Here is a 12,759-nt window from a genome sequence, read left to right on the forward strand (position 1 = left end):
TGTTGTTGCCGACAGCCCGCAAGCGCGGGCGCAGACCTCGGCCGACGGGGCGCTACAGGCGCTCGGCCAGTGCCCTGGGCACCGCCACCGGAAAATCCAGCAGCATCTGCGCAAAGGCCTTGCCCTGGGGATCGGTGCGCAGCGAGGCGGCCCCGCCGCCGCCCAGCGCGTGGTGCAGCAGGAAGTTGAGCGAGTCGCTGCCCGGCAGGCGCCAGCGCTGCACCCGCCCCTCCTCGCCGCCGGCCAGTACATGGGCGAAGTAGCGACGCAGTGCCGCAGTGCTCAGCGCGGCCTCGATATAGGGCAGGTATTCCGGCCGGCGGGCGATGACCCCGATGTTGGCGTGGTCGCCCTTGTCGCCGCTGCGCGCCAGGGCCAGGCGGATCAGCGGCAGGCTCACCGCGTCGGTGAGATCCAGAACCGGCGTCAGCTCCGGCTCCTCGGCCGGCGCGACATGGCCGCCAGCCGCGGGCACGGTCACCGGGAAGCGCTGCTCGCCCACCACCACCTCGATGCCGACCTGCGCCTTGGGCACCAGGGTGGAGAACAGCTTGGGGATCATGTGCGGCTCCGGCCGACCGCCGCCGAAATAGCCGGTGAAGCCGGGCGCCATGCCGGTCGCCGCCTGGGCGATCTCGCGGGCGAACAACTTCAGGGCCTTGGGATTGGGATGCTGGACGGCGATCTTCACCACCACCTCACGGCTGGCGGCAGCCCCCGGTCGGGCGTGCGGGCCATAGCTCTCCTCGGCGCCGATGCAGTGGATGTCGACGCCGCTGAAATCACCCAGCTTCTGTTCCAGCAACTGCCGCCGCACCTTCTCGACCACCGCCGAGGCCGAGGCGCGGCCTTTGCGGGCGGCATCGATGCCACCAATCATGAACAAGGCCGCGCAGCGCATGCCGGCCGGATAGGTGGCGCTGACCTTGTAGCTGGCGGTCGGTGCCGAGCCCTGGCAACCACTGACGCGCACCCGGTCCGGGCCGGCCTGCGTCAGCCGCACCTGGGTGAAGTCGCAGCTCACGTCGGGCAGCAGATAGGCACGCGGATCGCCGATCTCGTAGAGCATCTGCTCCAGCACGGTGTGTACCGAGACCAGGCCGCCAGTGCCCTCGGGCTTGCTCACCACGAACTCGCCGCTGGGCTCGACCTCGACGATGGGAAATCCCATGTCGGCATAGCCGGCCTGCACCAGTTCCCAATCGGTGAAATTGCCGCCGGTGCACTGGGCGCCGCATTCGATGATGTGGCCGGCGATGGAGCCCGCCGCCAGGCGCGGATAGTCGTCCTCGGCCCAGCCGAACTCGTGCATCAGCGGCCCCAGCACCACGGCGGAGTCCACGCAGCGGCCGGTGATCACCACCTCGGCGCCGGCGTCCAGCGCGCGGGCGATGGGGATCGCACCCAGATAGGCGTTCATCGACACCAGGGTCGGTGGCAGCAGCCTGCCCTGCGTCGCGCCCTGGGGCGGGACGCCAGAGAAATCGTCGAGTTCCACCGCCGAGGCGAACTCCTTGCGGCGCGGCAGCAGGTCATCCCCCAGCACCACCGCCACCTTCAGCGCGATGCCGGCCTTGGCGGCGACCGCCTCCAGCGCCTCCTTGCAGGCCAGGGGATTCACACCGCCGGCATTGGCGACCACCTTGATGCCGCGGCTTTTCAGCTCCGGCAGCAGCGGCGCCATCACATGCTCGACGAAGTCGGTGGCGTAGCCGTCCTTGGGGTCCTTCATCCGCTTCGCGGCGAGGATCGACATGGTGATCTCGGCGAGGTAGTCGAAGACCAGGTAATCGATGTTTCCTTTCTGCACCAACTGCGCCGCCGCCGTATTGGTGTCACCCCAGAAGGCGGAAGCTCCGCCGATCCGTACGCTGTTTTTCATGATGGCCTCAGCTGCTTGATTCATAAGCCTTCAAAGCCCAGAAACAGGACTCGAAGAGCAGACGCAGTGTGAATGATCCGGCGCCGGGGCACCAGAACAAGTTTCCTTACCGAGAATCTAGGAAACCAGCGCCAGCGCGGCCCAGAGCAGTAGCGCCGAAGCGAACCCGGCCAGAGCGTCGTCGAACATGATCCCGAAGCCGCCGTGCAGCTTCTCGTCGAAGTAGCGGATCGGCCAGGGCTTGAGCACGTCGAAGAAGCGGAACAGGGCGAACACCAACAGCAGCCACCAGGACGAGGCCGCCGGGTAGACCAGCAGCGGCGCGGCGGCAATGCAGAAGCCGACGATCTCGTCGAAGACGATGCCGCCGTGGTCGTGAACCTGGAGCAGATGCGCGCTGCGTCCACAGATCCAGCAGCCGAAGACGAACAGCAGCGCACAAGCCAGCGCGTAGGCCGGCAGCGGCAGCCAGTGCAGTGCGAAGTAGAACGGCAGGCCGACCAGGGTGCCGAACGTGCCCGGCGCCTTGCGCGCCAGGCCGGTACCGAAACCGAAGGCGATCAGGTGCTCGGGCGTGCTCAGGATCAGCGCATCCGGCTCGCGCGGCTGGCGCTGCTCAGTCACTCAGTGCCTCGACCTGCACGGTCTTGCCCCACAGCCGCGAGGCGATGATCGCCATGGCATCGGCATCGCCGGTGCTGAACCACTGCACCTTGCCCGGCAGCGGCGACACCACCAGCAAGCCCTCGGCCTGCAGCAGCGCCTCGGTGCGACGCGCTACCGCCTCGCCAGTGTCGAGGATGGCGATGCGCGGCCCCACCACCTCGGCGACCAGCGGCCGCAGGAAGGGGTAATGGGTACAACCCAGCACCAGCACGTCGGCGCCGGCCGCCAGCAGCGGCGCGGTATATTGCTCGACCAGGGCGCGGGTCTGCGGGCCGTTGAGATCGCCCAGCTCGACGCGCTCGACCAGCCCCGGACAGGGCTGGGTGATGACCCGCACACCGCCGGCATGCTCGCGGATCAGCTTGTGCAGCTTCTCGCCGGCCAGCGCCGCGCCGGTGGCGAGCACCCCGATCACGCCGCTGTAGGTGCGCGCGGCGGCCGGCTTCACCGCCGGCTCCATGCCGACGAAGCTCACCGGATATTCGGCGCGCAGGGTCTCGATGGCGGCGATGGTGGCGGTGTTGCAGGCCACCACGATCAGCTTGGCGCCGCGCGCCAGCAGCGCCTCGGTGACCGCCCGCGCGCGCGCGGTGATCTCGTCGGCACTTTTGCCGCCGTAGGGGCAGTGCCCGGAGTCGGCGATGTAGAGGAAGTCCTCCTGCGGCAGCCGCTGCACCAGCTCCTTGAGCACGGTAATGCCGCCGAGGCCGGAGTCGAAAACGCCGATGGGTGCGATGGACATGGGATCAGAAGTGGCGGTAGCCGGTGGCGGTTATAGGAGTGCTTTGCCCATCAGCGTAACGCAGGCGCAGACCTTCTTCAGCCTGCATACGCCCGACCACGGTCAGCGGCAGATTGAGCGCTGCCAGCCGCGCCTGCGCCTCGGCGAGCCGCGCCGGCGGCAGGCAGACGCAAAGCTCGTAGTCGTCGCCGCCCTGCGCCTGCAACTCGAAGCGCTCGGCGCCGCTCAAGTCGACGCTCAGCTCGGCGAAGGCCGCAGACTGTGGCAGCGCTTCGGCGGCCAGCTCGGCACCCAGACCGCTGGCGGCGCAGAGATGACGCAGGTCACCGGCTAGGCCGTCGGAGAGATCCAGAGCCGCGTGCGCGAGTCCGCGCAGGGCCAGGCCAGCCGCCAAGCGCGGCGTCGGCCGGTCCAGGCGCTCGCGCAGCGCTCTATCGGCGGCACCCTGCGGCGCCAGGCCCAGGCGGCGCAGCGCCAGCGCGGCATCGCCCAGGCTGCCGGTGACGCAGACCAAATCACCCACGCGCGCGCCGCTGCGGCGGATCGCCTGCCCGGCCGGCACCAGGCCCATTACGGTGATGCCGATGGCCAGCGGCCCACGGGTGGTGTCGCCGCCGACCAGGGCGATGCCGCATTGCTCGGCCAGCGCTCGTAGTCCGGCGGCGAAGCCGGCCAGCCAGGCCTCGTCAGCCTCGGGCAGGGTCAGCGCCAGCGTGAACCAGCGCGGCTCGGCTCCCATGGCGGCGAGGTCGGAAAGATTCACCGCCAGCGCCTTCCAGCCCACCGCCTCGGGCGCGGTCTGGTGCGGAAAATGGCGGCCGGCGACCAGGGTATCGGTGCTCACCGCCAGTTCGCAGCCGGCCGGAACTTGCAGCAGAGCGGCGTCGTCGCCGATACCCAGCACCACGCCAGCACAGGCACTAGTGAGGCCGAGGAAATGGCGCTGGATCAGCTCGAACTCGTCCACGGCCGCGTCCTGGGCCGTCCGCCTACTTGCCGTCCTGCACTTCCGCCGGACGCAGCTGGCGCGCCAGCTTGTCGAGCACACCGTTGACGAACTTGTAGCCCTCTTCGGAGCCGAAGAGTTTGGCGAGATTGACCGCCTCGTTGACGATCACCCGCCAGGGCACCGAGGGCTCGTGCGCCAGTTCGTAGGCGCCGAGCAGCAGGATGGCGTGCTCGACCGGGTCCAGCTGCTGCAGCGGACGGTCCAGATGCGGCACCACCGCCAAGGTCAGCGGCTGCGCATTCTCGACCACGCCACGCAGCAGGGCCTCGAAGTAGGCGGGATCGGCGCGGCCGAGGCCCTCGTCCTGCTCACGAAACTGCCGCAGCAGCTGCTCGGTCGAGGTCTCGTTGACCAGCCACTGGTACAGCGCCTGGGCGGTGACCCGGCGGGCCAGGCCGCGACGGCTGACCGGCGCCGAGGACGGCGCGCTTTCTTCGCTCATTCGGTATCTCCGTCGATCTCGGCATTGGCCTGGCGGCTGAGGCGAATCATTTCCAGCACCGCCTGCGCGCATTCATAGCCCTTGTTGCCCTCGCCCGGGCCGGCGCGCTCGGCCGCCTGCGCGGGCGTGTTGACGGTGAGCACGCCAAAGCCCACCGGCCTGCCGGTGGCGAGCTGCACATCCATCAAGCCGCGCGCGCATTCGCCGGCGACGAAGTCGAAATGTGGCGTATCGCCGCGGATCACCGCACCCAGCGCCACCACGCCGTCCCAATAGCCGGTCTCGGAGCGCAGCAGGGTCGCGGCGGCCAGCGGCAGCTCGTAGGCGCCGGGCGCGCGAAACTCGCCGATGCTGTCCTCCGGCACGCCCCAGTCCTTGAGACAGGCACGGGCACCGGCGAGCAGGGCGTCGACCACCTCGACATTCCAGCGGGTGGCGACGAGGGCGATGCGCGCGTCGGAAAACTCGACGGCATCGGGCTTGGCGGGGGCGGCGTAGCCTGTTTTGTTCATTCGTGAGGGGTGAGGCGTGCGGGGGGAGGCGAAACAGCGGGGAGACCGGAAGCTAGAGGGGAGGCTGGCATGACTTTACGCCTCACACCTCACCTCTCTCGCCTCACGATCTTTAGTCACAGGGAACGTACTCGACCACTTCCAGGCCGAAGCCGGAGAGACCGTACATTTTCTTGGGGCTGGACAGCACGCGCATCTTGCGCACGCCCAGGTCGGACAGGATCTGCGCGCCCAGGCCGTAGGTGCGCAGCACCGGGCCGGTAGGCTCGGTGGCTTCCTCCGGGCGGTTGAGCCCGACGATCTGCTGCACCAGCTCGCGCGGCGACTCCGGGCGGCGCAGCAGCACCACCACGCCCTCGCCTTCCTCGGCAACGCGCTGCAAGGCACGGCGCACCGGCCAGGAGAAATCGCCGTGGCGCACCGCCAGCACGTCTTGCAGCATGTTGCGGATGTGCACACGCACCAGGGTCGGCTTGTTCATCGCCACCGCGCCTTTCACCATCGCCAGGTGCACGGTGTTGTCGACGGTGTCCTGGTAGGTGACCAGGCGGAACTCGCCGAATTCGGTCTGCACATGAGTCTCGGCGACGCGCTCGACGGTGTGCTCGTTGTCGAGCCGGTAGCGGATCAGGTCGGCGATGGTGCCGATCTTGAGGTCGTGTTCCTTGGCGAAGGCTTCGAGGTCGGGCCGGCGCGCCATGGTGCCGTCGTCCTTCAAAATCTCGCAGATCACCGCCGCCGGAGTGCGGCCGGCCAGCCGCGCCAGATCGCAGCCGGCCTCGGTGTGGCCGGCGCGGTTGAGCACGCCGCCGTTCTGCGCCATCAGGGGGAAGATATGGCCGGGCTGCACGATGTCTTCCGGCTTGGCCTCCGACTTCACCGCAGTGCGCACGGTATGGGCACGGTCGTGCGCGGAAATGCCGGTGGTCACGCCCTGCGCCGCTTCGATCGACAGGGTGAAATTGGTTCCAAAGCCGGAGCCGTTGTCGCTGACCATCAGCGGCAGGCGCAGCGCCCGGCACTTTTCCTGGGTCAGTGTCAGGCAGACCAGGCCGCGGCCGAAGCGGGCCATGAAGTTGATGTCTTCCGGCCGCACGGCGTCGGCGCACATCAAGAGGTCGCCCTCGTTCTCGCGGTCCTCGTCGTCCATCAGGATCACCATGCGACCGGCTTTGAGGTCGGCGATGATCTCGGGGATGCTGTGCAGGCCGCGATTCTGTTCGCTGGCCGGGAGTTTCATGGGGGCGTTCATGCGTTCTTGTCCTCCTCGCGCGCCGCGAGCAGACGCTCGAGATAGCGCGCGATCAAATCGACTTCCAGATTCACCGCACCGCCAGCCGCGAGGCCGCCGAGGCTGGTGTGCGTCCAAGTATGCGGCACGATCATCACCCCGAAGCGCCGGCCTTCGACGGCATTGACCGTCAGGCTGATGCCGTCGATGGTGATCGAGCCCTTGCGGGCGATGTAGCGGGCGATGGCCTGCGGCGCCTCGAATTCCAGCCGCCAGCCGCGCGCCTCCTCGTGCTTGCCGACCAGATAGCCGACGCCATCGACATGGCCGCTGACCAGATGGCCACCGAGCGGCTTGGCCGGCGTCAGCGCCTTTTCGAGATTGACAGTCTGCCCGGCCTGCCACTGGCCCGCCGTGGTCGCCGCCAGGGTCTCGGCCGAAAGGTCGGCGACGAAGCCGTTCGGGACGAAGGCGACCGCGGTCAGGCAGACGCCATTGACGGCGATGCTGTCACCCAGCCGGGCATCGGCCAAATAGTTGCCGGCGCCGGCAATGGTCATGCGCAGATCGCCGCCGATGGGTTCCACCGCGGCGATACGGCCCTGGGCTTCGATGATTCCGGTGAACATGGTCTAGGCAACCTCGGGGACAGCAGTGATACGCAGGTCGCGGCCGACCTGGCGGACGTCGGTGTACCGCAGGGCAATCTTCTGGTCGAGTCGCTGCAAGCCGGGCAAGGCGGCCAGCGCCCTGCCCTCGTGGCCCAGCAGAGTAGGCGCCAGGTAGAGCAGCAGTTCGTCGACCAGGCCGGAAGCCAGCAGGGCTCCGGCGAGACGCGGCCCGCATTCGACCAGCAGTTCGTTGACGCCCTGCTGCGCCAGCAGCGGCATCAGCGCCGGCAGGGAAATCGTGCCATTTGCATCGGCTTCCATCACCAGCGTTTCCACTCCGGCAGGAACTGGAGCTGTGGCATGGGCCGCCGTGGTGACGCGCAGGCGGCGCGCGCCCTCCGCCCAGACCTTGGCGCCGGCCGGCACGCGGGCGCGGCTGTCGAGCACGATGCGGTCAGGCTGCCGGAGACCAGGAACAGTGCCTGAAGCAGCCATCCCATAGTCGGCCGGCAGGCGCACCGTCAGCGCCGGATCGTCGGCGAGCACGGTATCGCTGCTGGTCAGCACCGCGCCGGCCTCGGCGCGCAGGCGGTGCACGTCGGCACGCGCCTCGGGGCCGGTGATCCACTGCGACTCTCCGCTCTTCATCGCGGTGCGGCCGTCGAGGCTGGCGGCGAGCTTGAGAATCAGCAACGGCCGCTGGCGGCGCATGCGCGAGACGAAGCCGCGATTCAGGCGCTCGGCGTCGGCCTGTAGCAGGCCGACCTCCACCTCGATACCGGCGGCGCGCAGGCGTGCCAGGCCCTGGCCGGCGACCAGGGGATTGGGGTCTTGCATTGCCGCCACCACGCGACTGACCCCGGCGGCAATCAGCGCCTCGGTACAGGGCGGCGTGCGGCCGTGGTGATTGCAGGGTTCCAGGCTGACGAAGGCGGTAGCACCTCGGGCGCGCTCGCCGGCCTGACGCAGGGCATGAACCTCGGCATGCGGCTCGCCGGCACGCAGATGGGCTCCCTCGCCAACGATCTCGCCCTCGCGCCAGAGCACGCAGCCGACACGCGGGTTGGGATGGCTGCTGTAGCGCCCGGCTTCGGCGAGGCGCAGCGCCCGCGCCATCAGCCGGGCCGCCGCGTCCGGTGCAGGTTTCATTTCCTCGGACGCTCGGGCTCGTCGATCAGCGGCAGCTGGCTCTTGCGAGCCTCGGCGCTGGGCATCTTCTGCAAACGCTCGATTTCCTCACGGAAGGCGTTGACGTCCTGAAAGCTGCGGTAGATCGAGGCGAAGCGCACGTAGGCGACGTGGTCGAGGTCGTGCAGCTCCTGCATCACCCATTCGCCGATGCGGTGGCTGGCCACCTCGCGCTCGCCGGTCTGGCGCAGCTTGCGCAGGATGTTCTCGATGGCGTGGTCGATCGCCTCGGCCGACACCGGCCGCTTGTAGAGAGCGATCTGCAGGCCCTTGCGCAGCTTGTCTTCCTCGAAAGGCTCGTTGACGCCGTCGCGCTTGACCACATAGGGCATCGCCACCTGCGCCTTCTCGAAGGTAGTGAAGCGGCCCGAGCACTTCTCGCACTCGCGGCGGCGGCGCACCTGGGTCCCGTCCTCGGCCAGCCGCGAGTCGATGACTCGCGTATCCGGCGCCTTGCAGAACGGGCACTGCATCGCTTACTTCGCCGCGTAGACGGGGAAGCGCGCGCACAGCGCCGCCACCTGCTCGCGCACCCGCGCGACGGTGGCGTCGACTTCCGCCCCGGCGCTCATGGCATCGACGATGTCGGCGATCCAGCCGGCGATCTGGGCCATCTCGGCTTCCTTGAAGCCGCGCGTGGTCGAGGCCGGGCTGCCGATACGCAGGCCCGAGGTGACGAAGGCCGAGCGCGGATCGTTGGGCACGGTGTTCTTGTTGACGGTGATGTGCGCCTCGCCGAGCTTGGCCTCGGCGTCCTTGCCGGTGACGTTCTTGGCCACCAGATCGAGCAGGAAGAGGTGATCGTCGGTGCCGCCGGAAACCACCTTGTAGCCGCGGTCCAGAAACACCTTGGCCATGGCGCGGGCGTTGGCGACGACCTGCTTCTGGTAGACCTTGAAGCTCGGGTCCAGCGCCTCCTTGAAGGCCACCGCCTTGGCGGCGATGACGTGCATCAGTGGCCCGCCCTGGATGCCGGGGAACACCGCCGACTGGAACTTCTTGTTGAACTCTTCCGGCTGGCCCTTGCTGAGGATGATGCCGCCGCGCGGACCGCGCAGGGTCTTGTGGGTGGTGCTGGTGACCACATGGGCGTGGGGCAGCGGGCTCGGGTATTCACCGGCCGCGACCAGACCGGCGATGTGCGCCATGTCGACCCAGAAGTAGGCGCCGACCTTGTCGGCGATCTCGCGCATGCGCTTCCAGTCCTTGACGCGCGAATAGGCGGAGAAGCCACCGATCAGGAGCTTGGGCTTGTGCTCCAGCGCCAGCTTTTCCAGCTCGTCGTAGTTGATCAGGCCGGTTTCGGGGTCGAGGCCGTAGGGCACGATCTTGTAGTTCTTGCCCGAGAAGTTGGCCGGGTGACCGTGGGTGAGATGACCACCCTGCGCGAGGTTCATGCCCATCACCGTGTCGCCCGGGGTCACCAGGGCGTGGAAGATGGCGGCATTGGCCTGGGCGCCGGAATGCGGCTGCACGTTGGCGTAGTCGCAGTCGAAGAGCTGCTTCAAGCGCTCAATGGCGAGGTTCTCGGCGATATCGACAAACTCGCAGCCGCCGTAATAGCGCTTACCCGGATAACCCTCGGCGTACTTGTTGGTGAGCTGGCTGCCCTGCGCCTCCATCACCGCTGGCGAGGCATAGTTTTCGCTGGCGATCAGCTCGATATGCGCCTCCTGCCGGCCATTCTCGGCGGTGATGGCAGCAAACAGTTCGGGATCGGCGACGGCGAGGCTGGGGGCGTTCTTGAACATTGCGGATTTCGGTTTGCGGATTTTGGATTGAAGAAGCGAGGCGGAGCGCTCGTTTCGCGATTGCCGTTCAATCCGCAATCCGAAATCCGCAGTCCGCAATAGGATTCAGTCGACCACTTCCAGCATCAGATCCAACGCCGCGCGCGCCGGCTGGGCGATGTCGCGCGGCACGCGGATCTGGTTGACGGTCTTGCCCTCGACCAGGCTGTCGAGCACCCAGGCGAGGTGTTGTGGGTCGGTGCGGAACATGGTCGAGCACATGCACACCATCGGCGACATGAACTCAACGGTGACGCCCTTGGGTTTCATCTCATCGGCCAGGCGGTTGACCAGGTTCAGCTCGGTGCCGACCAGCCAGTGCGCGCCCGGCTGGCTGGAGCGCACGGTGCGCAGGATGTACTCGGTGGAACCGACAAAGTCGCTCTTCTCGCAGACCGCGAGGTCGTTCTCGGGATGGCTGATCACCAAGCCACTGGGAACCCGCTCACGGAACTTGGCGATGTGGTTGGGGTGGAACATCTGGTGCACCGAGCAGAAGCCCTTCCAGAGGATCATCTTCGCCTTGCGAATCTGATCGTCGGTGAGGCCGCCGCGCGGCTTCATGAAGTCCCAGGTGACCATCTCGTCCAGCGGGATGCCCATCTGCATGTAGGCGGTGTTGCGGCCCAGGTGCTGGTCAGGGAAGAACAGCACCTTGTCGCGCCGCGCGAAGCTCCATTCCAGCACCGCCTTGGCGTTGGAGCTGGTGCAGACGATGCCGCCATGGCTGCCGCAGAAGGCTTTGAGGTCGGCCGCGGAATTGATGTAGGTGACCGGGGTAACGTGCTGATCCGGGTCGAGCACGGTGCTGATCTCGTCCCAGCACTTTTTCACCTTCACCAGATTGGCCATGTCGGCCATCGAGCAGCCGGCGGCGAGGTCGGGCAGGATCACCGTGCGTTTGCCGTCGGTGACGATGTCCGCCACCTCGGCCATGAAGTGCACGCCACAGAAAACGATGAACTCGGCCTCGGTCTTGGCCGCCATCTGCGAGAGCTTCAGCGAATCGCCGGAGAAATCGGCGTGCTTGAACACCTCGTTGCGCTGGTAGTGATGCCCGAGGATAGCCAGGCGCTTGCCGAGCTTGGCCTTGGCGGCGACGATCTTGGCGTCGCATTCCTCGTCGCTCAGAAAGCTGTAGCTGTCCAGCTTGGGATCGATTTTGAGGGCGGCGGTCATCGCTGCACTCCCCGGCGCGCGAGCGCCTGCGTAGCAGTCATAGGGGCGGCCGGCACCGGGCCGGGAAACCTAGCTATTGTAGCGGAAGCCTCCACCGCCCCCTACCGGTGGCGGTGGAACATCGGCCCAGAAGCCGTCAGGGGCTGGCGGCCGGCTGGATGGTCAGCGTGCTAGTGGCGCTGGTCTGCACGGTGGCATTGGTGTTGGCGGCAGTGATCACCACCGTCTTGCCGGTCTCGGCGGTGCTGCTGGCCTGGGCGACGCCAGCCAGCGGATTGACGACGCCGCCATTGTTCTGCACCGTCACCAGGCTGGTATCCGCCGAGGTCCAGGTGACGTGGCGGGTGATGTCCTGGGTGGGGATAGCGGCGGTGGTGGTGTATTCGCCGGTCGCCTTCAGGGCCAGGGTCGCGCCGGGCGCGATATCCGAGGTCACCGGGCTCACCGTCACCTTGGTGAGCGTGCCATCCACCGGAGTGATCGGCAGCTCATTGGAGTTAACCGGCGTCGATGTGGGATCGGTAGTAGTGCTGTCGCCGTCGCTGATGGTGTAGCTGTAGCTCGCCTTCAACTGCACGGGGCTAGTCGCCGCCTTGGCGGCGAACGCCAGATTGCGCAGGCTGCCCGTCAGAAAGAGCAGCGAGGCGCTGTCGGAAGAGGTGAAAGTCACCTGGCCGGACAGATCCTGGGTCTTGCCGTTGACCAGGGTCCCGGTGGCGGTGATGCGCTCGGTAGTGCCGACCAGCAACTGGCTGCGGTCGGTGAATTCCTTGGTCAGCGTGAGGCTGTTGAGCGGAGAAACATTGACCGGCGCAGTGACGTTGCTGAACGCCGCCGCGGTGCAGCCGGGGATGCTGGCCTTGGCGCTGAGCGGACCGCCCTCGGCCACGCCAGTGATCAGACCGGTAGCCGAGGTAATGGTCGCGACCGCGTCATTGGCGGTGACAAAGCTCCAGCTTGCCAGGCTGTCGATGGCGCTAGTGACGCCGTCCAGGTCAGCGGAGAGCGAAAGATCCGCCAACGCGCCCACCGCCACATCGGCCTCGGCCGGAATGATCCGCACATTGGTCGGATCGGCCACCACCACCTGGATGGAGCTGCTGAAGTCCAGGTACTTGGCGGTGATGGTGGTGGCGCCGGCAGCCACCGGTACCACCACGCCGCGCGCATAGAAAGAGCCCGCCTGCCCCGGAACCGGCAGATCGGCGTTGCTGACCTTGGCGACCGCCGGGTTGCTGCTGCTCCAGACCGCGCGCGAACTGAAGTCGCCCCGGGCGCCGTTGCTGAAGGTCACCACCAGCTGGATCGAGGTGTTGAGACAAGTGTAGGCCTTGGTGCTGGTCGCGCCATCGACGCCGCCCAGGGGCAGCAGCGAGGATTTCACCGGCTCGATGCCATCGCCGACACCACCGCAGGCGCTCAGCGTCAGGGCGCCAGCCACGGCCAGGCCGTGGAAGCCGCGGCGGAGAGAGGAAGGCATCATCGGATCAACTCCAGGCAAACATTC

13 protein-coding genes are annotated in these 12,759 nt (G+C 67.6%); all 13 read right to left on the reverse strand.

The window, feature by feature from the left end; translation table 11 throughout:
- Positions 1–52: 52 nt before the first annotated feature.
- The 13 genes from AC3WT6_RS10870 to AC3WT6_RS10930 all read right to left on the reverse strand — a co-directional run bounded on the left by AC3WT6_RS10870 (position 53) and on the right by AC3WT6_RS10930 (position 12,732).
- Positions 53–1,882, reverse strand: a complete 1,830-nt coding sequence (locus tag AC3WT6_RS10870) for an acyclic terpene utilization AtuA family protein (RefSeq protein ID WP_492653594.1) — start codon at positions 1,880–1,882, stop codon at positions 53–55.
- A 117-nt stretch (positions 1,883–1,999) separates the two neighbouring features.
- Positions 2,000–2,506: a phosphatidylglycerophosphatase A family protein gene (locus tag AC3WT6_RS10875; protein WP_492653595.1), complete on the reverse strand. Its 507-nt coding sequence runs from the start codon at positions 2,504–2,506 to the stop codon at positions 2,000–2,002.
- Entirely contained in the window at positions 2,499–3,290 is a 792-nt protein-coding gene (gene murI, locus AC3WT6_RS10880; RefSeq protein ID WP_492653596.1) for a glutamate racemase, read from the reverse strand. The genes AC3WT6_RS10875 and murI overlap by 8 nt, the downstream gene beginning before the upstream one ends.
- Positions 3,291–3,294: 4 nt before the next feature.
- Positions 3,295–4,257, reverse strand: coding sequence for a thiamine-phosphate kinase (gene thiL, locus AC3WT6_RS10885; RefSeq protein WP_492653597.1), 963 nt, complete (start codon positions 4,255–4,257; stop codon positions 3,295–3,297).
- Positions 4,258–4,279: 22 nt separating this feature from the next.
- Complete coding sequence (nusB, locus tag AC3WT6_RS10890) at positions 4,280–4,741, reverse strand: transcription antitermination factor NusB (protein ID WP_492653598.1); 462 nt, start codon at positions 4,739–4,741, stop codon at positions 4,280–4,282.
- Positions 4,738–5,253 carry a 6,7-dimethyl-8-ribityllumazine synthase gene (ribH, locus tag AC3WT6_RS10895; RefSeq protein ID WP_492653599.1) on the reverse strand — a complete coding sequence of 172 codons (516 nt, stop codon included), beginning with the start codon at positions 5,251–5,253 and terminating at the stop codon, positions 4,738–4,740. The genes nusB and ribH overlap by 4 nt, the downstream gene beginning before the upstream one ends.
- A gap of 112 nt (positions 5,254–5,365) precedes the next feature.
- Complete coding sequence (ribBA, locus tag AC3WT6_RS10900) at positions 5,366–6,505, reverse strand: bifunctional 3,4-dihydroxy-2-butanone-4-phosphate synthase/GTP cyclohydrolase II (RefSeq protein ID WP_492653600.1); 1,140 nt, start codon at positions 6,503–6,505, stop codon at positions 5,366–5,368.
- Entirely contained in the window at positions 6,502–7,113 is a 612-nt protein-coding gene (locus AC3WT6_RS10905; RefSeq protein WP_492653601.1) for a riboflavin synthase, read from the reverse strand. The genes ribBA and AC3WT6_RS10905 overlap by 4 nt, the downstream gene beginning before the upstream one ends.
- Before the next feature lie 3 nt (positions 7,114–7,116).
- Positions 7,117–8,244, reverse strand: coding sequence for a bifunctional diaminohydroxyphosphoribosylaminopyrimidine deaminase/5-amino-6-(5-phosphoribosylamino)uracil reductase RibD (gene ribD / locus AC3WT6_RS10910; protein ID WP_492653602.1), 1,128 nt, complete (start codon positions 8,242–8,244; stop codon positions 7,117–7,119).
- Positions 8,241–8,756, reverse strand: coding sequence for a transcriptional regulator NrdR (gene nrdR / locus AC3WT6_RS10915; protein ID WP_492653603.1), 516 nt, complete (start codon positions 8,754–8,756; stop codon positions 8,241–8,243). The genes ribD and nrdR overlap by 4 nt, the downstream gene beginning before the upstream one ends.
- Positions 8,757–8,759: 3 nt before the next feature.
- Positions 8,760–10,034 (reverse strand): serine hydroxymethyltransferase, encoded by a 1,275-nt coding sequence (gene glyA / locus AC3WT6_RS10920; RefSeq protein WP_492653604.1) that lies wholly within the window; start codon positions 10,032–10,034, stop codon positions 8,760–8,762.
- 105 nt (positions 10,035–10,139) lie between these two features.
- A complete protein-coding gene (nadA, locus tag AC3WT6_RS10925) occupies positions 10,140–11,252 on the reverse strand; it encodes a quinolinate synthase NadA (RefSeq protein WP_492653605.1) in 1,113 nt (370 codons plus the stop codon).
- Between the two features lie 136 nt (positions 11,253–11,388).
- Positions 11,389–12,732 carry a hypothetical protein gene (locus AC3WT6_RS10930; RefSeq protein WP_492653606.1) on the reverse strand — a complete coding sequence of 448 codons (1,344 nt, stop codon included), beginning with the start codon at positions 12,730–12,732 and terminating at the stop codon, positions 11,389–11,391.
- Positions 12,733–12,759 lie beyond the last annotated feature (27 nt).

The sequence above is a fragment of the Stagnimonas sp. FW305-C-60 genome, from assembly GCF_058782965.1.